General features: G+C 47.7%; 24 protein-coding genes, 1 tRNA gene and 1 other annotated feature. Of the genes, 3 read left to right on the top strand and 22 right to left on the bottom strand.

The window, feature by feature from the left end; genetic code table 11:
- Positions 1-22: 22 nt before the first annotated feature.
- The 7 genes from obgE to KVG29_RS04650 all read right to left on the bottom strand — a co-directional run bounded on the left by obgE (position 23) and on the right by KVG29_RS04650 (position 4,132).
- Complete coding sequence (gene obgE, locus KVG29_RS04680; protein ID WP_252226956.1) at positions 23-1,297, bottom strand: GTPase ObgE; 1,275 nt, start codon at positions 1,295-1,297, stop codon at positions 23-25.
- A 228-nt stretch (positions 1,298-1,525) separates the two neighbouring features.
- Positions 1,526-2,005 carry a superoxide dismutase family protein gene (locus KVG29_RS04675; RefSeq protein WP_252226954.1) on the bottom strand — a complete coding sequence of 160 codons (480 nt, stop codon included), beginning with the start codon at positions 2,003-2,005 and terminating at the stop codon, positions 1,526-1,528.
- Positions 2,006-2,236: 231 nt separating this feature from the next.
- Complete coding sequence (rpmA, locus tag KVG29_RS04670; RefSeq protein ID WP_092282438.1) at positions 2,237-2,548, bottom strand: 50S ribosomal protein L27; 312 nt, start codon at positions 2,546-2,548, stop codon at positions 2,237-2,239.
- Entirely contained in the window at positions 2,549-2,884 is a 336-nt protein-coding gene (locus KVG29_RS04665) for a ribosomal-processing cysteine protease Prp (protein WP_252226953.1), read from the bottom strand. It lies immediately after the preceding gene.
- Positions 2,885-2,906: 22 nt separating this feature from the next.
- Positions 2,907-3,221 (bottom strand): 50S ribosomal protein L21, encoded by a 315-nt coding sequence (gene rplU / locus KVG29_RS04660; RefSeq protein WP_252226951.1) that lies wholly within the window; start codon positions 3,219-3,221, stop codon positions 2,907-2,909.
- Between the two features lie 10 nt (positions 3,222-3,231).
- Positions 3,232-3,311 (bottom strand) — a sequence feature (ribosomal protein L21 leader region).
- A 79-nt stretch (positions 3,312-3,390) separates the two neighbouring features.
- The gene (locus KVG29_RS04655) at positions 3,391-3,786 is read right to left on the bottom strand and encodes a nucleotidyltransferase domain-containing protein (RefSeq protein ID WP_252226949.1); all 396 of its coding nucleotides are present in this window, start codon (positions 3,784-3,786) and stop codon (positions 3,391-3,393) included.
- Entirely contained in the window at positions 3,743-4,132 is a 390-nt protein-coding gene (locus KVG29_RS04650; RefSeq protein WP_252226948.1) for a HEPN domain-containing protein, read from the bottom strand. Before KVG29_RS04650 ends, KVG29_RS04655 begins: the two co-directional genes overlap by 44 nt.
- A gap of 202 nt (positions 4,133-4,334) precedes the next feature.
- Here KVG29_RS04650 and KVG29_RS04645 point away from each other — a divergent pair.
- Positions 4,335-4,411 (top strand) — tRNA-Pro (locus tag KVG29_RS04645).
- Positions 4,412-4,538: 127 nt separating this feature from the next.
- Here the strand turns inward: KVG29_RS04645 and kamA are convergent.
- Positions 4,539-5,654 carry a lysine 2,3-aminomutase gene (gene kamA, locus KVG29_RS04640; protein WP_252226947.1) on the bottom strand — a complete coding sequence of 372 codons (1,116 nt, stop codon included), beginning with the start codon at positions 5,652-5,654 and terminating at the stop codon, positions 4,539-4,541.
- A 72-nt stretch (positions 5,655-5,726) separates the two neighbouring features.
- A complete protein-coding gene (locus KVG29_RS04635) occupies positions 5,727-6,749 on the bottom strand; it encodes a D-alanine--D-alanine ligase family protein (RefSeq protein ID WP_252226946.1) in 1,023 nt (340 codons plus the stop codon).
- Between the two features lie 316 nt (positions 6,750-7,065).
- Here KVG29_RS04635 and KVG29_RS04630 point away from each other — a divergent pair, with 316 nt between their 5' ends.
- Complete coding sequence (locus KVG29_RS04630) at positions 7,066-7,680, top strand: ferritin-like domain-containing protein (protein ID WP_252226945.1); 615 nt, start codon at positions 7,066-7,068, stop codon at positions 7,678-7,680.
- 146 nt (positions 7,681-7,826) lie between these two features.
- Here the strand turns inward: KVG29_RS04630 and KVG29_RS04625 are convergent, their stop codons facing one another.
- The 4 genes from KVG29_RS04625 to hpf all read right to left on the bottom strand — a co-directional run bounded on the left by KVG29_RS04625 (position 7,827) and on the right by hpf (position 13,302).
- Positions 7,827-8,273, bottom strand: a complete 447-nt coding sequence (locus tag KVG29_RS04625) for a chemotaxis protein CheW (RefSeq protein ID WP_252226944.1) — start codon at positions 8,271-8,273, stop codon at positions 7,827-7,829.
- A 418-nt stretch (positions 8,274-8,691) separates the two neighbouring features.
- A protein-coding gene (prfB, locus tag KVG29_RS04620) for a peptide chain release factor 2 (protein WP_252226942.1) occupies positions 8,692-9,796 on the bottom strand; the annotation gives its coding sequence in 2 pieces (ribosomal slippage) (positions 8,692-9,720 and positions 9,722-9,796; 1,104 coding nt in all).
- 46 nt (positions 9,797-9,842) lie between these two features.
- Positions 9,843-12,527 carry a preprotein translocase subunit SecA gene (gene secA, locus KVG29_RS04615; RefSeq protein WP_252226941.1) on the bottom strand — a complete coding sequence of 895 codons (2,685 nt, stop codon included), beginning with the start codon at positions 12,525-12,527 and terminating at the stop codon, positions 9,843-9,845.
- Between the two features lie 238 nt (positions 12,528-12,765).
- Positions 12,766-13,302, bottom strand: coding sequence for a ribosome hibernation-promoting factor, HPF/YfiA family (gene hpf / locus KVG29_RS04610; protein WP_252226939.1), 537 nt, complete (start codon positions 13,300-13,302; stop codon positions 12,766-12,768).
- 240 nt (positions 13,303-13,542) lie between these two features.
- On the opposite strand from hpf, the gene KVG29_RS04605 reads away from it, so the two are divergent.
- Positions 13,543-13,707 carry an aspartyl-phosphate phosphatase Spo0E family protein gene (locus KVG29_RS04605; RefSeq protein ID WP_252226937.1) on the top strand — a complete coding sequence of 55 codons (165 nt, stop codon included), beginning with the start codon at positions 13,543-13,545 and terminating at the stop codon, positions 13,705-13,707.
- Between the two features lie 10 nt (positions 13,708-13,717).
- Here the strand turns inward: KVG29_RS04605 and KVG29_RS04600 are convergent, their stop codons facing one another.
- The 9 genes from KVG29_RS04600 to KVG29_RS04560 all read right to left on the bottom strand — a co-directional run bounded on the left by KVG29_RS04600 (position 13,718) and on the right by KVG29_RS04560 (position 20,923).
- Positions 13,718-14,302: a hypothetical protein gene (locus tag KVG29_RS04600; protein ID WP_252226935.1), complete on the bottom strand. Its 585-nt coding sequence runs from the start codon at positions 14,300-14,302 to the stop codon at positions 13,718-13,720.
- Positions 14,303-14,315: 13 nt separating this feature from the next.
- Positions 14,316-15,038: an amino acid ABC transporter ATP-binding protein gene (locus KVG29_RS04595; protein WP_252226934.1), complete on the bottom strand. Its 723-nt coding sequence runs from the start codon at positions 15,036-15,038 to the stop codon at positions 14,316-14,318.
- Positions 15,031-15,717 carry an amino acid ABC transporter permease gene (locus KVG29_RS04590; protein WP_338084615.1) on the bottom strand — a complete coding sequence of 229 codons (687 nt, stop codon included), beginning with the start codon at positions 15,715-15,717 and terminating at the stop codon, positions 15,031-15,033. Before KVG29_RS04590 ends, KVG29_RS04595 begins: the two co-directional genes overlap by 8 nt.
- 91 nt (positions 15,718-15,808) lie before the next feature.
- Entirely contained in the window at positions 15,809-16,570 is a 762-nt protein-coding gene (locus tag KVG29_RS04585) for a basic amino acid ABC transporter substrate-binding protein (RefSeq protein WP_252226932.1), read from the bottom strand.
- A 355-nt stretch (positions 16,571-16,925) separates the two neighbouring features.
- Entirely contained in the window at positions 16,926-17,207 is a 282-nt protein-coding gene (locus KVG29_RS04580) for a zinc-ribbon domain containing protein (RefSeq protein ID WP_252226930.1), read from the bottom strand.
- Positions 17,208-17,643: 436 nt separating this feature from the next.
- Entirely contained in the window at positions 17,644-18,153 is a 510-nt protein-coding gene (gene flgN, locus KVG29_RS04575) for a flagellar export chaperone FlgN (protein ID WP_252227024.1), read from the bottom strand.
- 15 nt (positions 18,154-18,168) lie between these two features.
- A complete protein-coding gene (gene fliS, locus KVG29_RS04570) occupies positions 18,169-18,561 on the bottom strand; it encodes a flagellar export chaperone FliS (protein WP_025747915.1) in 393 nt (130 codons plus the stop codon).
- Positions 18,562-18,806: 245 nt separating this feature from the next.
- The gene (gene fliD / locus KVG29_RS04565; protein ID WP_252226929.1) at positions 18,807-20,429 is read right to left on the bottom strand and encodes a flagellar filament capping protein FliD; all 1,623 of its coding nucleotides are present in this window, start codon (positions 20,427-20,429) and stop codon (positions 18,807-18,809) included.
- Positions 20,430-20,542: 113 nt separating this feature from the next.
- The gene (locus tag KVG29_RS04560; protein WP_252226928.1) at positions 20,543-20,923 is read right to left on the bottom strand and encodes a flagellar protein FlaG; all 381 of its coding nucleotides are present in this window, start codon (positions 20,921-20,923) and stop codon (positions 20,543-20,545) included.
- Positions 20,924-20,970: the final 47 nt, after the last annotated feature.

Raw genomic sequence — 20,970 nt, 5'->3', positions numbered from 1 at the left:
CTCAACGATTTAATGATGATGGTCACTCAATGAACTCAAACTCCATATCATTGATACGCACCGTATCGCCGTTTTGAATACCCTTCTCCTTTAAGGCATCAATGATCCCTCTCCTTCTCAGCGCCCTTTGAAAATACTGCAGGGAGTCGTAATTGTCCAGGTTTACGCTGGCCATCAGCCGATCCACAGCCGGGCCTGATACCACGTATACATCTCCGTCACGAGTAATCTCAAAGGGCTCTTGCTCTGGTGTATTATCATAAGTTTCTGCTACCTCTTCCTCAAAGGATTCAACAGAAGGAAGTTTTTCCAGCATTTCAACAATCTCCCAAACCAGTTCTTTGAACCCCTGGTTTTGAGTAGCAGAAACCGGAAACACCTTAATCCCTTTTGGCTCCAGCTCCTCTTTCAAGCGCTTTACGTTATGCTCTGCCCCTGGCAGGTCGCACTTGTTGGCTGCCACAATCTGAGGACGCTGTGCCAGCTCTGTGCTATAGGCTTGCAGCTCCTGGTTGATGATATAGAAGTCCTGCACAGGGTCCCGGCCCTCTATCCCCGATGCGTCCACCACGTGAACCAGCATACGGGTACGCTCTATGTGACGCAGAAAATCATGTCCCAGACCCAATCCCTTATGTGCTCCTTCTATCAAACCGGGAATATCGGCCAGTATAAAGGAATGCTCTCTATCAACCTCCACCACCCCCAGGTTTGGCGTCAGGGTGGTAAAAGGATAATTGGCTATTTTGGGACGAGCAGATGTGAGCACAGAGAGTATGGTGGATTTGCCCACATTGGGAAAACCGATCAACCCCACGTCGGCAATCGACTTCAGCTCTAATACAACCCACCGTTCTTCTCCCTTTTCGCCCGGCTGAGCAAATCTGGGGGTCTGACGCGTAGGAGTGGCAAAACGCGCATTCCCTTTGCCACCACGGCCTCCACGTGCCAGAACCTTTTGCTGACCGGGATGCGTCAAATCCGCCAAAACCTTACCCGTCTCGAAATCCCTTATAACAGTACCGGGCGGTACCCTAATGATGAGGTCCTCACCGTCTTTGCCTTTCATATTATTAGGTCCGCCGTTATGCCCTGATTCGGCCCTGTAATGCTTCTTGTACCTGAAATCCATCAAGGTGCGCATGCCCGGATCCACGACAAAGATAACATCGCCACCGTCTCCTCCGTCACCCCCGTCGGGGCCACCGCGGGGAACGTACTTTTCGCGCCTAAAAGAAACAGCTCCGTTGCCTCCGTCGCCACCTTTTATGAATATTTTTGCTATGTCTACAAACATCGCATCACCTGTACTTCGATTATGTGTCAATATTATATAATAAAAAATCGATGATTTTCAACAGAATCCTTTGTCAAATTCAGCGTCATGGCTCAAAAGGCACCCGGCGATGATGCAACATCGATATAACGCTCAAATCCACAACTTGTGATACATTTAAAATCTCCTTGCACTTTATTATTCCGAAAAAATCTCAAAAAAATTAAAAAAGAAGAACACGTATGCACCTCAGCAGGGACGAATGACTCCACAGGCCAAGCGTCTGCCCGCATTTCCTGCCGGTTGAGAGCGATAGTCGTCAGGATTCTCGTGAATGATAACTGAGTGTCCCACCACATCCCAAACCTTAAATTTATCTGTAAAAAAGGTCATTCGGGCATAACCGTTATTTGAAAACAACACCGGGAAATCCCCTGCGTGATTCCCATGGGGCTGCTGTGTAGGATTCCAGTGCCCTCCCGCCTGCTGGAACGGGTCCTGGGGGTCGCCCACATCGCAGTTGCCAAATTCGTGTATGTGGAAGCCGTGTGGCCCGATGGGCTGCCCTCCAGGAGGTGCCGGCTGGTATGGTGGAAGTCCCACTACCTCAACATAAACCTCTGTGCCGCCTGGCACATCAGTAAACACCACTACGCCTCTGAGCTGAGGGGCCAGTGGCCCTCCTTTTATCTCGGCAATGGCCATAAAAGGCCGATGCGTTGGATACATTATAGATTCCTCCCGTCCATCCGTTTTATCTAAATACGTCGCATATCGATGGCATATTTATCTAAGCCCTGAAATTGTGACGACTTAATAGCAGCTGTTGAACATCTTGGCTGAAGATACTTTCATCTTGTGCCCTGTATTAATATATTCACAAACAGCGTATTCGGTCATCTCCTGGCCAAAAAAATAAAAGGCCTGCTTTGCAACAGGCCTTCTATCGCGCCATCCCCTTTACTGTCGTACAGCAGCTATTTCAGCCACCTGTTCTACAGGATATACGCTCACCCTCTTCTTGTCCTTGCCCAGCCTTTCGAACTTTACAATACCGTCAATCTTCGCAAATAGGGTGTCATCTTTACCCAATCCTACATTCAAGCCTGGATGTATCTTGGTACCTCTCTGGCGCACCAGGATGTTACCCGCCAGCACGAACTGGCCGTCAGCTCTTTTTACGCCCAGGCGCTTTGATTCGCTATCACGTCCGTTGCGGGAGCTACCCACTCCCTTTTTGTGTGCAAAAAGCTGAAGATTCATCCTGAACATCTACCTCAACCTCCTTTCTTCAACTTTAATGTATGTTCCGTATCCCTCCTGTATGCTCTTTAAGCCGCACAGCATAGTTTCTAAAACTATATTCGCCTTTTCCCGCAGGCCTTGGGAAAGCCCTTCAGGAACGCTGCACCGGGCTTCCCCCGGCTTCTGGTCATACACAACCTCAATCCCCACCACATCCGTCAAGCCCAAAATAGCCGTCTGGACAATCGCAGATACTGCGGCGCACACTATGTCTTTTCCGGCCTCGGCATATCCCGAATGACCGGACACCTCAAACCCTATTATATCGCCCGATGAGGCTCTGTTTACCACCGCACGAATCATAGGCCAACCTGTTTAACAGTACTTATCCAATAATCTTGGTAATGCGGATCTGGGTATAGGGCTGACGATGGCCGTATTTCCTGCGGTAATTCTTCTTGGGTTTGTACTTGTACACGATAACCTTTTTGCCTTTCCCGTGCTTCAAAACCTCGGCCTCAACCCTTGCCCCTTCCAACAGAGGAGTTCCCACTTTCAGGTTATTGTCATCGTCACTTATGGCCAGTACCTCATTAAGCTCAATAGTGGATCCTTCCTGCACATCCAGCTTTTCAACGTTCAAAATATCCCCTTCATGCACCCTGTACTGCTTTCCGCCTGTTCTAATAATAGCGTACATTCTGTACACCTCCTCCAACCAGACTCGCCGAATGGTGGTATCCCCCATGGGAATTTTAAAACCACATTCGAGCGGCTTATGCACTCGCTAATTGTAACATATAACACGTCCTGTTGTCAATTTCGTATTAAAAATTCGTACAATTACAGGATTTTTCCGGCCATCAAACTTATACGTGCAGTTGTACATTGTAGGTTTTATCCTCCACCGGATAAAGCCACACCACTTCTTTTTCTAGCTGCTTGTAAAAGCCACTCTGTTCGGCCTGCAATTTAACAAATTCTTTGCTAGTATAGATCAACAAATCCACCGGCACAGGTATATCCATAACATCCCATTCGTCTGACCTCTCATAAAACGGCTTATCGGACTCCTTTACCACCACAATCAAATCAAGGTCACTTCCAACACCCCAATCTCCCCGTGCATAAGACCCAAAATATCCTATTCTCACTATATCTGACCTTATCTTTAATACTTTTTTTACCCACTTATCCAGTGAACTAACTACTTCGCTTAAATCAGGCCATTTTAGAACGGACAAATTCAACGATCTCACAGGCATACTTTATAGCCTCCTCGCTCTGTAAAGGGCCATAATGCTCAAAAGGTGCCCCTTTAGGATGACTGTCAGGATATCTAGCAGGTATGTAAAAACTATCAAGCACCTTCGCCTTATCAATAAGCTTATCTTCAACCTCAACTTCTTCTGGCAAATCATTTATAAGCCTGGCAACGACATGCCCCCAGGCCTCTTGACCCATATAAAGATGAAGAGCTCTCACAGCTTTCTCGGCGGCCTGCTGGGATATAAAGCAAGCCCATTCATGATGCCCATTATCCCTACATTTTTTGGCAAGTTCTAGGTCCTTTACAGCCTGGTTTAACCAGTCAAAGGCGCGATTCGCCATAGACATGCTACTTCCTTTCTTAAAACATATCTAGAATAATAATATCAAATTTCAGATGCTCTGTAAACTTGCCCAAAAAACATTGCCCAAACTGTATTCTGTTTAAAAATTATTCCCCAAAATACGCATGCGCCCAAGCCAAAATTGGGGCTTGCATTTTTGGAGAATTTGTAGTATTATTTATAGTGCTCGAGATGGGTATCTGGGTGTGGCGCAGCTTGGTAGCGCGCTTGAATGGGGTTCAAGAGGTCGGAGGTTCAAATCCTCTCACCCAGACCAAGCAGAAACCGCTCAGCCGTAAGGGTTGAGCGGTTTTTTTATGCTCGCAAAAACACCCCAAAAATTCGCTGAAAATGGCATAAATTTTCCAATGCAACAAGCACAACACTAACACATCACTTCATATTCAAGACGCAACGTTCGGGTAAGTGTACACCTTATCCAGATAGTTTTTCAGCACCACCTTTTCATCATCCATTGAGATGACGTACTCCGGATTTATGGGGATTTTGCCTCCACCGCCAGGAGCGTCTATGACGTAAGTTGGAACAGCATAGCCGGATATATATCCCCTGAGGTTTTTGACTATATTGATTCCGGTCTCAACCGGCGTTCTGAAATGGCCTATTCCCAGCGCCACATCGCACTGGTACAAATAATAAGGCCGTACCCTGGCCTTGACCAGTTTCAACAACAGTTCTCTCATGGTTTCAACGTCATCGTTTATACCTTTTAATAGAACCGTTTGATTGCCCAGGGGTATTCCAGCATCCACTATCCTCTCACAGGCAGCTATAGACTGCTGGGTGAGCTCAATCGGATGGTTGAAGTGCGTGTTTATCCAGATGGGATGGTATTTCTTCAGCATGTTCATAAGCTCACTTGTAATCCTCATGGGCAACACCACAGGGGTTCTCGTGCCAATCCGAATGATTTCGACATGCGGGATATCCCTCAACATGGAAATTATGCGCTCCAAAAACTCATCGGACAGTATAAATGGATCTCCGCCAGATAGCAACACATCCCGTATATTCCGGTTATCCTTTATATATTCTATGGCCCGACTGACGGCCTCGTTGTCTATGGAGAAATCCTCCTCTCCAACGAAGCGCCGTCTGGTACAGTGCCTGCAATACATGGAACACTTGTGGGTCAGTATAAACAGCACCCTATCGGGATACCGGTGCACGATGTTGGGAACCGGAGAATCCGCATCCTCCCCAAGAGGATCGGCCAGCTCATCGGGCCGAAACACCAGCTCGTTGGCAGATGGGACCGCCTGGGCCCGGATAGGGCACCTTGGATTCTCTGGGTCCATCAATGTGGCATAATAAGGAGTGATTGCCATCCTGTATTTATTGAGGCACATCTCTATCTCCTTTTGTTCCTCATCCGACAGGGGTATAACCTTCGCCAGCTGCTCTACCGTAGTAATCCTGTTTTTGACCTGCCACCTCCAGTCGTTCCACTGGTCAGGCTCCACGTCCTCCCATAATTCTATCGAATGATAATCTCTCACAACACCATCTTCTTTCCTTGTAAATTTTTAAAATCAAAAACGCCCTAAAAGCGCTCGTTCACAGAATGATTTTCACATGACAGGAGCCATACCATACCGCTTCAGGGCGCTATTCAATATCATCTTTATCACTGTATTATATTCCACACCGCAAAATTCCGCTATCATGGGATAATCGCTATATCCGGGGGCTAAACCGGGAAGAGGATTAATCTCGATAAAATAAAACCTGTTGTCATTTGACATGCGAAAATCCATGCGAGCAAAATCCCTGCACTGCAATACCCGGTAAATCTTAGCGGCAATATCCATTAGCTTCTTTTGCAGCTCAGGGCTCAAATCAGGAGGGCATACATATTCCACATATCTTTTATAATCCTTTTTCACCTCAAAGCTGTATATATTTTTACCATCTCGATCCTCTTTGTATACTATTTCCATTGGGGTGAAAACCCTGGCCTCACGGCCATTGCCTATAACGCCCACCGTAAATTCCCTGCCAGGGATAAACTCTTCAATCAGCATGGGCTGACCGTACAGTCGGAAGTTTCTCTCAAGCAAAGATTTGAACTGCTCCATATTGTCAACTACAGCCATACTGGATATTCCTTTGCTGGACCCCTCAGCATTGGGCTTGACGATGAGTGGGAACCTCAAATCACGCCTTATCCTTTCGCCTTCATGGGATATGAGCTGATACTTGGGTGTTAAAATTCTAAAAGAAGTGAGCAGCCTTTTGGTGAGTGCCTTATCAAGTGCTATGCACAGGGTGGTTTCGTCAGATCCTGTGAAAGGTATCCCCAGGAAGCTGAGAATGGCAGGAATGTGTGCCTCCCTTCCCCGTCCTCCCAATCCTTCGGCAATGTTAAACACGATGTCCACATGGGCCTGCCTGAGCTTATCCAAAAAACTGTGGTCGGCCTCCAGCAGTTCCACCCGGCAGCCAATCGACTCCAGGGCATTTTTGATGGCCATTACCGTATCTATGCTATCATATTCCGCTTCAATGTCCTCCACGCTGCCCTTGATTCCTTTTTTCAGATTAAAGGCCAGGCCAACCCTGTATGATGAGGCTTCGCTTTCCAATTCAATCACTTCCCCCTTGCCCTACACATTTGTGGCGCCCTCTGGAGCGCAAACAGATTTATTTTATCTAATTATAAGCATACTGAAACCTAAATAAAATCCTCAAAAAAGATTGTCTATTACTATTTGGGGAAGTGTTGAAGGCTTTTCATCTTTTTATCTCCCTGTGTTATTGCATATTGAATTATTTTAAATGTTTACTCATTTCCACACATTTGCCATTTAAAACCATTTCAATTCAAAAAATTTGCTCCTCTCAAGAACCTTTTTTCAGCACATTTCATACAATGTTAATGTTAAAAGATAAAACCAACGATTTCTGGAGGTGAACAAGATGTGCAGCTATAACGGCGCAAATTATCATGAAGACTACAACTACTACGATGATTACTATAACGACTACTATAATGACTACTACCACAGTTACGGCAACCACGGCAGATATGACTACATGGATAATGAACTCTGTGGCTGCTGGGATCCCTATAGTCCGGAAATGGACCGTTACTGCTACCCTGTCTCGCCGGGCCTTATAAGAAGCCTGGAAGAATACATCAAAGACGAGCTTACAGACAGCAGGTATTATGAACTGCTGGCACAAAAAGCGCCCACCCAGAGAGCAAAGGATCTATTTATGGAATTTAGCAAAGACGAAAAGATGCATGCCCAAGACTTCATGAACGCCTATTTTATGCTGACCGGAAGAAGGTATCAACCTCCAAAGATTGAAGACCCTAAAGTCCCTGACGATTTCATGGAGGCATTGCAGCAAAGGATACTGGCCGAAACCAACGATTACAAAAAATACGGAGAACGGTACCTCAAAGCTCATACTGCCTATCTCCGCGACCTGTTCTTCATGACCAGGACATCAGAAGCGCAACACGCCATGAGAATCCCCTACCTGATGCACGAACACCACAGGCAGACCATGAGATAAAAAGTTTATTAATTACAAAGTACAAAGGCAATTCAATCTCTATCTTAACACGAATAGAGATGAATTGCCTTTGCGTATAAAAAAATATTTTCAGTCAAATGAGTCAAATGTAATTTCACGTTCGACTTTCCAGTAAAACAGCTAAATTACAGGGCTTCCAGTACTTCCTGCTCAGTAACCGTGAGCACTTTTGAGAGGTCAAGGAGTATGACCAGGCCGCTGTCCAGCCTAGCCACGCCAGTTATATAATCCTTGTTTATCCTGGTCATCTCAGGGGGGTCGCTTATCCTGGAAGAGTCAACCCTTAAAACCTCTGTGACCTCATCCACTATAAAGGCCACCTTCTTTTTGCCCATCTCTGCTACGATAAGCCGTGCCTCACGGCCGTAATCGGATTGCCCCAGCCTGAACCTTTTCTTAAGGTCCAGCACAGGCACAACCTCCTGGCGGTAGTCGATTACGCCCTCAATGAAGTCGGGATTGTTTGGGACTTTCGTTGGCTTCACCGGCAAAATGATCTCCTGTATGTTGTGTATTTGTGCGCCATACATCTCATTTCCCAGCCTGAACACCACAAACTGCATCTCATCCATACAGCATCCCCCTTTTCCTTTTCTGTCAACCCCTCTTACCAAAATCGCTTTCTTCGTGATATTTTCTACACCTTCGACACATTTTCCTGCTTTTTAATGCTAAAAATTGTTCATCTTTTTATGCCCGTCTCCCCACACAGTTCAGTCGTACGTCATTTGCCGTGCGCTATTGGCTACTTAATAAGTTATTAGCTACTTCCCGTATTCGTTAGCCCATTTTAGCTCCAACGTAAATATAAAAAACATCTCGATGAACACTGCACATCGCGAGTACATTACACATTTGAGCGAGCACTATATAGATTCGAGCACTATACATTAATGATCGAAACGAGTACTATACATTATAATGACACCATATATCACAACCAATACTATCTGAGCAGATAAAAAAATAAACAGGGGATGGCCAGCAGCTTCAAGAGGCATTGGCCAGCAAATAGGCGTTTATAAACTGGTCAAGCTCTCCGTCCATGACCGCCTGAATGTTGCCGGTCTCAACCCCTGTACGGTGATCCTTTACCAGGTTATACGGGTGAAATACATACGACCTTATCTGGCTCCCCCACTCTATCTTCTTCACCTCGCCCTTAAGCTGCCTGAGCTTTTCCTCCTGTTCCCTTTCCTTAAGCTCCAGCAGCCGTGCTTTCAGCATCTTCATGGCCGTCTCGCGGTTTTGAATCTGCGAGCGCTCGTTCTGGCACTGCACCACAATCCCCGTTGGAATGTGGGTTATGCGCACCGCCGACTCGGTCTTATTGACGTGCTGGCCACCTGCACCGCTAGCCCTGTAAGTGTCTATGCGCAGATCCTCAGGACGAATCTCTATCTCGGTGTCATCCTCAAGTTCCGGCATTACATCCACCGATGCAAAGGAAGTATGCCGCCGCCCCGAAGCGTCAAATGGCGAGATCCTCACCAGGCGGTGTACTCCCCTCTCGCACCTTAAATAGCCGTAGGCATTGGGGCCAATAACATGGAAAGTGACGCTCTTTACACCGGCCTCTTCTCCCGGCAGCATATCCAAAACCTTGACCTCGTATCCCTTGTCCTCGCACCACCGGGTGTACATGCGGAACAGCATAGCCACCCAGTCCATGGCTTCGGTGCCGCCCGCTCCCGCGTGGAGGGATACGATGGCGTTGTTTCGGTCATAAGGCCCGCTGAGCAGCGTCTCCATATTAAAAGCATTAACCTCTTTATCTAACTGGCGGAGACTGCTGCTCACCTCATCCGTTACCGAATAGTCCTGTTCCTCCAACGCCAACTCTATGAGAACCTCCAGGTCCTCGATTTTGGACCAGAGCTTTTTGAACCTTTCAACCTTATTCTTTAAAGCCTTTATCTCACGGTTTACTTTTTGAGAGCGCTCCAGGTCGTTCCAAAACTCAGGATCATTCATGGACTGCTCCAGCTCTTTTATCTTGTGCTCACAGCCCGATATGTCAAAGTGAATCACCTATTCTAGCGAGTGTATCCTTTATCGATTTCAGCTCAAATCTTGCGTTTTCAAGCTCAACCACTCTATCATCCCCTTTCTCAAAGATTTTTTACTTGGCTGTGGTGCGCTCAAACGGCGCGGCCACAGCACTTTTTATATTTTTTGCCGCTTCCGCAGGGACATGGATCGTTCCGCCCTATCTTCTCGCCTCTCACCACCGGTTTTCTTACAACCTCACCGTGGGTGGCAGTGACCGGTTCGGCCACCTTCTCCCGTTTGGGCATGTTATCCTTGATCTTAAGGCGATACAGCAGCGATATCGTCTCTTCCTGGATGCTGCGTATCATCTCCTCGAACATCTCATACCCTTCTATCTGGTATTCAACCACTGGGTCTCTATGGCCATAAGCGCGAAGCCCTATGCCCTGCCGGAGCTGTTCCATGTTGTCTATGTGGTCCATCCATTTCTTATCCACCACGCGCAGCAGTATTACCCTTTCGGCCTCGCGCATGTTTTCAGGACCGTTTTCCTCTTCCAGCTTGCGATAGGTGGCCTCTGCCACCTCCATAATTTTGGCCTTCAGCGATTCGCGGGTCAACCCGGGAATTTCGCCGTCCCGGATGACTACCGAACCCCTGGGCAGGAACAGCTCCTCAAGATACTCTATAAGGCCGCGGATGTTCCATTCCTCTGGGTGATCAACCCCTCCGGTATACATAGATATGGCGTTTTCCACCACAGTTGCAACCATCTCCATGATGGCATCCCTGAGGTTTTCGCCCTCCAGGACCCTGCGCCTCTGGCTGTAAATGACCTCGCGCTGAACGTTCATGACGTTGTCATACTGCAGAACGTGCTTACGGATATCGAAGTTCCGCGCCTCCACCCTCTTCTGCGCCTGCTCGATCTGTTTAGACAAAAGGCCATATTCTATGGGCTGGTCTTCATCGATCTTGAGGGCCTGCACTATGGACTTTATCTTGTCGGAGCCGAACAGGCGCATCAGGTCATCTTCTAGGGATATATAAAACCGCGAGGAGCCCGGGTCCCCCTGACGTCCGGCGCGGCCCCGGAGCTGGTTGTCAATGCGCCGGCTCTCGTGGCGTTCGGTACCGATTACGTGAAGGCCACCTAAGGCAACCACTTTTTCCCTCTCTTTATCGGTTTCAACTTTAAATTTGTCATACAGCTCCCTGTAAACCTTCCGGGCCTCCAGCACCTCAGGATCGTCCACCTCTTCAAAGCCGGTTGCACGGTTTATCAGCTCCTCGGAATACCCCATCTTGCGCATTTCTTTTTTGGCCATGAATTCAGGGTTGCCGCCCAACAGTATGTCGGTACCCCGGCCGGCCATGTTTGTGGCAATGGTGACGGCCTTATACTTGCCAGCCTGGGCTATTATCTCGGCCTCCTTTTCATGATACTTGGCATTCAGCACCTGATGGGGAATACCGCGCCGCTTGAGCATCTCGCTGAGCAGCTCGGAAGTTTCAATGGATACCGTACCCACAAGCACCGGCTGGCCCACGGCATAGCGCTGGGCTATCTCCTCCACCACTGCCCTGAACTTGGCTTCCTTCGTCAGATAAATCACGTCGTTGTAGTCCTTTCGAATCATGGGCTTATTGGTGGGGATGACCACCACGTCCAGGCCATAGATGGTCTTGAATTCCTCTTCCTCGGTCTTGGCCGTACCCGTCATGCCGGCCAGCTTCTTGTACATGCGGAAATAGTTCTGGAAGGTGATGGTGGCCAGCGTCTTGCTCTCCCGCTCCACCTTCACCCCTTCTTTAACCTCTATGGCCTGGTGCAACCCATCGCTGTACCGCCTGCCCATCATGAGCCTGCCGGTAAACTCATCCACTATTATGACCTGGCCGTCCTTGACCACATAGTCCCTGTCCCGCTTCATGAGCGCATGGGCTTTAAGCGCCTGCTTTATGTGATGGGACAGCGTAATGTTCTCGGGATCTGCCAGGTTTTCCACCCCAAAAAACTTTTCAGCCTTTGCAACGCCCTCTTCCGTCAGGTGCACCGTGTGGGCCTTTTCGTCCACCTCATAGTCCACATCTTTTTTAAGCTGCAGCACAAAGCGGTTGGCGTGATAATACAGGTCGGTGGATTTTTCGGCCGGCCCCGAAATGATAAGGGGAGTGCGCGCTTCGTCTATCAGTATCGAGTCCACCTCGTCGATTATAGCATAGTTGAGCTCCCGCTGAACCATGTCCTCCTTGTATATGACCATGTTATCCCGCAGGTAGTCAAAACCGAACTCGTTGTTTGTGCCATAGGTGATATCGGCCGCATAGCTCTTCCGGCGCTGCTCGGGCGATAAGCCATGTACTATAAGCCCCACCGACAGCCCCAGAAAACGATATATTTTGCCCATCCACTCGCTGTCGCGCCGGGCCAGATAATCGTTGACTGTGACGATGTGCACCCCCTTGCCGGTCAGGGCGTTTAAATATGCCGGCAGAGTAGCCACTAGGGTTTTGCCCTCGCCGGTCTTCATCTCGGCGATCCTGCCCTGATGGAGCACTATGCCACCCAGCAGCTGAACCCTGAAATGCCTCATGCCCAGCACCCGCCTGGCTGCCTCGCGCACCACCGCAAAGGCCTCGGGCAGCAAGTCATCCAGAGTCTGGCCATCAGCCAGCCTTCTTTTAAACTCCTGCGTCTTTTCCCTAAGCTGGCTGTCGGATAGCACCTGCACGGCAGGTTCAAGAGCCTCTATCCTGTCAACTATCTTCTCAAGCCTTTTTATCTCCCTCTCGTTGCTATCACCCAGCAATTTCTTCAAAAACGAAACCATATGCCATCAACACCTCGATACGCGCTACATTCAAGGAGCGCAATCATTTACATGAGTTTATAACCATTTAATTTTAACACTTATTCAAACAATATTCAAGGATTTCACGGAATGCGCTCAGAAAAGCTTGCAAACCGCCCCATTTGTGGCGTTTTTTTGAAAACAGTAACGATAAATAAAAGCCGGCTTTAAGCTAAAACTGTACAACATTAAAAGGGAGCTTATCGCTCCCTTTTTTCTACATGTATTCAGGTTCAATTAACCCGTAGTTGCCATCCTTGCGCTTGTAAAGCACGTTGACCTGTTCGGTGTCGGCATTGGTAAATACAAAGAAGCTATGCCCTAAAAGCTCCATCTGCAGAATAGCCTCATCCACCGTCATGGGCTTTAGCGGGAATCTCTTGGTCTTCACCACTCTGGGCTGTTCTTCCTCGGGCTCTATCTGCTGGCCAAAAGCAGAAGCATCGTATTTGAACGCCCCGTTTTTCAGCTTCCTCTCCAGCTTAGTCTTGTGCTTGTGGATCTGCCTTTCAAGCTTATCCAGCACCTTGTCAATGGATGCGTACATGTCATCGGTGGCTTCCTCAGCTCGGATGACCAGGCCGTTGAACGGTATGGTGACTTCAACGATGTGGCGATAGTTTTGAACCGACATGGTCACCTGCGCCTCGGTATCAGCCGGAAAATACTTTTCCAGCTTCCCCACCTTTTTATTGACCTGCTCCCTTAAAGCGTCGGTGATGGCTACATTTTTACCGGTTAACTTAATTACCATAAAAGGCCAGCTCCTTTCCCAATTACTTTTTCTAATTATCTTATTCGAGGAAAGATGAAGAATTCCTCTTTTGCCCTTCTACTAAATTTTTACCCCTTGTCCAACCACGCCAAACACCTTTTAAAGGCATGTTGCATTTTGTTGAATAATGTTATAATTTATACTATTTCGTATTATTTTGTCACTTTTTTTCACCAGTAGTAGAGAACGTGTCACAATATAGGGAAAGGAGGTGCAAAAATGGACGAACAATGGCTAATCAGGCAAATTGAAGAGAAGCGGGAAGCCTTGAAGAAGCTACTCCATTCCAAAGATTTCAATTTAAATGACCAGGAGGTAATAAAGCTCAGCCAGGAACTGGACGAGCTGATACTTAAATACGCCAAATATAAAGCCCAAGAATAACGTCACAACATCAGGACCTTATTTCAATAAACCTTATCCCGGATATCTTTTGTACTTCCTCTTGAGAAACAACCCAGTGCTCCAGCGCCTTCCACTTATTGTCGTAAAACTTAAACCTTACAGCTGTGTAAATTGTTCGTCCTCCCCCTTCATGGCGCGCATACATAACGGCCGTATCGCCGTCGTTGTCATACGCCTGCTCGCTTATGGCCACCGAATACTTCTCGCCTTTTATAAAACCTGCCTGCTTCAAATCCTCCTCAGGTATAGGGCGGAATCCCACATCCACCAAGCCCGCATCCAGCATCATCTGCCTATAAGTAGCCATATCTATGTCGCCCTCTATGCGCTGGGTGAATATGTCAATGGTGCGCTCCATCACCAACGGCAGCTGATACCCCAGGGTGAACCGATACAGCGATAACAAGAACACCGCGATGAGCACGCACGCAATTATAGTCAAAGCCAGTCGAACATATGCGCTCTTTACCTGTTTATCCTTCCATCTGCGCCATATGGCTTTGGCATTCAACACCACAATGGGTGCAAAGATCAGCATGCTGATTAACCAAAAAACTATTCTGGCAGACCTCAATTCACTTCCTCCTTTATAAAACTTTGCTCAAGAAGGCACGGGTTCTCTCCTTCTTGGGATTGCCAAACAGCTCTTCCGGCGTGCCCTCCTCTAAAATAACCCCCTCATCCATAAAGAGGATCCTGTCCCCTACTTCTCTCGCAAATCCCATCTCATGGGTTACCACCACCATGGTCATGCCTTCCATGGCCAACTGCTTCATCACAGCCAGCACCTCGCCCACCATCTCGGGGTCCAACGCCGATGTGGGCTCATCAAACAGCATAACCTCGGGGTCCATGGCCAAAGCCCGCGCGATGGCCACCCTCTGCTTTTGACCTCCCGAAAGCTGGCTGGGATAGGCGTTGTCCTTATCCGACAAGCCCACCTTTCTAAGCAGCTCAATGGCCTTGCCCCTTGCCTCCTCCTCGGGCATCTTCTTTACCTTCACAGGCGCCAGCATGATGTTCTCCAGCACCGTCATATGGGGAAACAGGTTGAACTGCTGGAACACCATGCCCACCTTCTGGCGCAGCTTGTTGATATCCTTCTTGTGTTCCATGAGCGAAATTCCATCGATGTATATCTCGCCTTTGGTGGGCTCCTCCAGCAGGTTCAGGCAGCGCAGGAAAGTGCTTTTACCCGAACCGCTGGCCCCTATAACGCAAACCACTTCTCCCTTTCGAATTTCGGTGTTTATGCCCTTCAGCACCTCCAGGTCGCCAAAGGACTTGTGCAGGTCAACCACTTTAATCACTTTGCCTGAGCCTCCTCTCCAGCCTGCCCATAAAGGCCGTCAGCATCGAAGTAATGTAAAGGTATATGAGCGCCACCAGTATAAATGGAGTATACGGGTCAAAGGTCCGTCCGCGTACAATGGTCCCGGCCCGTGTCAGGTCATCCAGGGCGATATACCCCGCAACTGCCGTCTCCTTAAGCAGCACAATAAATTCACTAACCAGAGCGGGTAAAATATTCTTTATAGCCTGGGGCACTATGACGTAGCGCATGGCCTGAGAATACGACAGCCCCAGGGACCTGGCGGCTTCCATCTGCCCCTTGTCAACGGCCTGTATCCCGGCACGTATGAGCTCGGTCACGTATGCCCCGCTGTTTATGCCGAAGGCCAGCGACGCCACCAGCAATTTGGGAAGCTGACTGCTCCCTAGTATAGCATAGTATATCACAATTAGCTGAACTACTGAAGGGGTGCCCCGTATAACATCGGTATAGGTAGTGGCGATTCTGTTCAATATTTTATTGTTTGTCAGCTTGGCTATAGCCATCAAAAGACCTATTATAACACCTATTATTGCAGCAAAGACAGTAAGCTGTATGGACACCTTAAGCCCGTTTACAAATAACATGTATCGGTCTTCCCTGATCAGATTGAAGTATATTGCATCAGATAAAACCCTGTATACGCCCTCCAACACAATATTCTCTCCCTCTTGATTAAATTTTACAAAAAACAAGCTAGCACAGGCCTCATCCCAATGCTAGCTCATGCTTCAAATCTCAGATTTATTATTCTCCAAGGGAATACTTTTTTACCAGCTCCTCTATCTCTCCGCTCTCCTTCATCTCGGCAAGCACCTCGTTGATGACCTTCTGAAGCTCGGTATCTCCTTTGCGCACAGCCAGAGCATACTCCTCTTCCTCCGAAGGGCTTTCCTCAAGTATCTTTACCTCCGGATTCTTCTCCGCCAGCATCCGAGCCGGCAGGTCATCAATGATTACAGCATCGATGTTACCGTTCTTAAGGTCCATCACGGCTTCCATTCCGTTATTGTAGCGCTTGACCTCGGCTCCCTCAATCTCGGAAGCAACAAAATCGCCGGTAGTAGCGTTCTGTACGCCAATCCTCTTACCCTTTAAATCTTCGGGCCCTTTGATCTCCTGGTTGTCCTTCATTACAATTATGACCTGTACAGCTTTGAAGGAGGTATCGGTAAACAGCACCTGTTCTGCTCTGTCAGGCTTCACAGTAAAACCGGCGGCTATAAAGTCAATCTTTCCCGATGTCAACGCCGGCATCAAGGCCTCAAACTCCATGTCTTCAACCACCAGCTCCACGCCCAGCTTATCGGCGATCCTCTTTGCGATTTCAGCATCGATGCCGATGACCTCGTCTCCCTGTCTCATCTCAAACGGCGCAAAAGCAGCATTGGTGCCCCATATAATCTTGTTGGTCTCCTTTATGCGCTTCATGGTATCGATTTTTGTACTGCAACCCATGAATGAAAGGATTACTGTAAGGACAAGTATATAAATAAGTACACGCTTCATTAAAACATCTCCTCCATTCCCTTTCTACTACAATATATATTTGTCTCGTTAATTATAAACGAATATTTAATAAAAATCAATGCATATTTATGTACCAAAAAATACCTCAAATTTTGACATATTATGTCACATAGTTTTCGTGCGCTTTTGCATTTTCTGTGGATATGTGAATAAAATGCCTGTGGATAATGTGGATAACCCTGTGTATAACTGCGTTTTTGGCACTTTTTTCTGTGGATAAAGGCTGGATGTCCATTTATTTACACGTATCCGAAACGCAATTTTCGACAAACGCAGGGCAAACAAAAAAAGCTCTGGATTGGTATCACCAGAGCTCTTGTTGACCAGCCAACTTTTATCTGTGATTTTTATAGCATTCACTGCAGTAAACCGGTCTATCATTTCTCGGAACAAATGGAACCTTGGTCGGCGCGCCGCAATCGGCACACACTGCGTCGTACAGCTCCCTTCTGCCATTCCCTCCGTTCCTCCTGCTGGCCTTTCTGGCATCACGGCAGGCCTTGCAGCGAACAGGCTCATTCTGAAATCCCTTTTCCGCGTAAAACTCCTGCTCTCCTGCGGTGAAAACAAACTCCGCACCACAATCTTTGCACACTAAAACTTTGTCCTTATACATGGAAATAACCCCTCGCTTTGATAATATTTTTTGTACTCGCCATCTGAGTCCCGGCCTTCTACCCTCATCCACCAAAGATGCCATCCCTTAACTATGATCAAAGCAGGGGGTAGAGGGACCAGTGACCCAGGCTCGTTTGTGCACCGATATGAATTTCCATAGGGATTATTTCCGCCGGGAAACCTATGGACCACACAAAACAAAAAGACACCCTTTTCACCGCCAGGCTCTACAGCCTGCCATGTCATAGCCTGCATCCTATCCATCGGCACCACTTCAAACCGCAGAAGGCAACCTATGGATAACCGCAGTTGTCACGGACTCGGGTCGAACCCAAGGACCAAATATTGAGCATTTATATACATTATATACCCTCTCAGTGAAAAAAGCAACTATGAATTTTTATTTTTTGCCCCACCTTTACCGCAACGTAACACTACTTTTTCTGGTCAATAAATATACCATCCGACTGGGGCATCTGCTGTTTGTATGCGCTGTAACCCCTCTTGCCCCTGTTTATACTGCTTATCCTAGCCTTGACATCCTGTATAACCTCACGGACCCTGTTCTGGTTCTGGGTCTCAAGAGCGCAAACAGCCTCCACCATATCCTTTATTTCGCCGACGCTTGCCCGAAGCCCGGCGTACAGATCATACCCTTCCGGATTATCGTCCTTGAAACTGCCAGAGCGCACCTTTTCCTTTATTTCTTCAAAGATATCGCTGAACTCCTCATCTAGCGCCTTGATGGCATCGATATGCTCCTGCTTGTCCTGTATGTATGCCAGCAGCTGATCTACCTGCTCGGCCGACAAAACCCCGGACTGCTTTTGGGTGAGCTCCAAAATCCGCTGCATATGATGCTTTTTGGCCTCAGCAATCTCAAGCAGCTTCTCTAGCTTTTCATTGACCTTTTGGTTGATTTCAAGCTTATTGCCTTCCATCATATTCAAACTTATCGCCTACTCCTTTTTGTATATCTGCTTTCGCGTAATCTTCACAGCCTCGGCCCAGGTATCACGAAGCTCGGTCACAAACCCCAGTACCTCTTCCAGTGCGGCCACATCCTTCCTGGTGTTAGCCTCCACAAGGCGCCTGTGCAGGTAATCATAAAGAGCCATCAAATTGTGCGACACCTCATACTTCATATCCAGGGTGGTCATAAACTCAAGGATGATATCCTGCGCCCTTATTATAGCCTTGTGCGCCCCCTCCAGGTCCTTGCCGTTTATGCACTCTATCGCCTGCTTGATGAACCGTATGCAGCCGTTGTAGAGCATAACCAGAAGCTCTCCCGGGCTTGCCGTCATGACGCTCTGCTGCTGGTACTGCTGATACGGGTTATTAAGTGCCATAGTAGATTTCCTCCTTAAAACTTAAATATCCGGCCACACCGCCGTACTCAATCGCCGTACTCAGCCTGGCGCTTTCTTATTTGGAAACACCCTAATAAATCCCCATCGCTATATTTATATCCTTTATTGCCCATCTTAAGTTACTGCAACACATATTCAATCCAGCTATCACGACCCAACCTGCCTTCTTTTCCCTAATGGTGCTTACACTCTGTCAAATGTAAGCTGTGTTAATTCGACCCCGCCTAATATTGATTAAGCCCAAGCTGCTGCATGAGCCACATGCTCTGCATATTCATCTGCTGAATAGCCTTTTCAAGAGCCGTAAACTGTTCCCAGTACCTGTTTTCCTGTCTTATCAGTGCCTCCATAGCAGCATCTATTCTTTTATCCAGCCTTCTGAGCTCCTCATCCATCATGTTTTGAAACTCGGTTATATCCCCCACGATGCCGGCTTTTTCAAGCAAAATTCCCTTTCTGCCCTGGCTGTCCCTGGTAGTACGGATATTGTCCATGAGTATATCATAAATTCTGTACATAAGCCCCGATTCGTTGTACCTCTGCGTCCGCGAGGAAGAATCCAGATTGGGCGAATAATCGATGCTGGATTTCTTTATGAAAAGCTCCATCACCTGTTCGGGGTTATTCCTCAAGGCCTCTTTCAGCTTGGTCTCATCAATATGGAGCTTACCCCTTTCGAAATACGAGCCGGTGGTAATACCAATTGATGAGAGGTTTATACCCACACCTTCCACAGCATCGCTCAAAGCCCTGCGCATGCTGTACACTATGTTTTGAAGTATGGAATCGCCTCTTAACAGGCCACTCTTTGCCTTCTGCTCCCACAGCTCTATCTCCTTTTCGCTCATCTCCTTTTTCTGCGCATCGGTTAAGGGCGGGTAATCGCGGAACCGCTCCTCATTGAGCTTGCCGTTTATCTTATCGATGAGCTCATTGTACTTGTCAACGAAGTTTTTTATGGCATTGTATGCCTTATCCACATCCTGCGCGACGGTGATGGTAATGGGCGGCATCCCATCAGGGGTTTCGGCCTTCAGCGTATAGGTAACGCCGTCGATGGTGAATGTGTTGGTACTGCTTCGCCACTCTATGGTACCGCTGCCGCCGATTTCTTGGAAATACACCACCGCGTCGGTACCGTTTATCTTGTTCGCCTCAACCAGTCCTAAATTTCCAAGGAATGTACCTTCAACATCGTTTATAGAAATAGTGCTGGTTGCCGCCCCTGTACTCTTTGTCTGCAGTATAAACCTGCCTTCAATGCTGGAATAAAAGAAATTAACCCCGGCATTCTGGTTTGCACTTACCTCGTTCATAACCTGGCGCATTGTGGTACTAGAGCTAAAGGAAAACTCTTCTCCATTAATCGAAAACTTAACAGTGCTGCCTACCTGAGCAAAGCCCAACTCCTCCAGCGTACTGTCCAGGGTCTTGCCATCGGGAAGTACCCCCGTTGCTCCTTTTATAATAGTAGGGGTAGCTATGCTCCTAATTTCGGTAATTGTATAGCTTCCCTCCATGGCGCTGGCATTAGCCGTTGCCGTCACATATTCTTCAGCGTTGGAGGTCACGTTAAAGGTCTTATATGTATTGGATGAAAGCATGTATGTATCAGTTTTCAAAATGTTGAAAAACTCGTCCTGGAAAGCCCGAAGAAGGTTGGTTATCTCCCTGTAGGCTTCCTTACGCCACTCGACCAGCTGTCTTTCCTGTTTTATCCTGTCCACCTTCATCTGCTCAATCCGCATCAAGTCCTGGATGATGGAATCAACATCAAGACCGGTAGCCAGCCCACCTATGCGAAGCATACCGGTACTGTATGTGCTGTAGGTAGAATCAACAGGCATCCTTTCACCCCCAAATCTTTCATGTAGCCCTTCTACACCTTCTTACTATCTCCTCGTTGGCAATGACGTCCTTACCTTTTATATCCTCTCGTCCACTATTACGCCAGTAGCTTTTACACCCTTTCGTCCACTATAATCCCGGCCAGTTCCCACAGCTTCGCGATCAAGTTGAGTATCTTCTCGGGGGGAATCTCACGTATCACCTCATTGGTTTCGGTATCTATGACTTTAATCATTATGGTGTTGGTTTGATCATGGATGGAATATTCAAAGCGCCGGTTTGTACCCTCAAGGGCCTTGTTGGCCCGTTTGACGGCTTGCATGATATCATCCTGTGATACATTTCCATTCAATGAAGAGTCAACCTTCTGTCTATTCAAATCGCCAGATTCTTTAAAGCCTATATTCTTGGACTCAGGCTGAACCTTCGGTGCCGGTTTTACAGTTGTAATCGTAGATACGCTTTCCACGCGCATTTGTATTCTCCCTTCCATTCAATATCCTCTCAATACCTTCTGTAGATAATATCGGATAAGAAAGG

This window comes from Caldicoprobacter algeriensis, from assembly GCF_023838525.1.
GTDB classification, from domain to species: domain Bacteria; phylum Bacillota; class Clostridia; order Caldicoprobacterales; family Caldicoprobacteraceae; genus Caldicoprobacter; species Caldicoprobacter algeriensis.
This window is presented reverse-complemented; position numbering and strand designations above follow the sequence as displayed.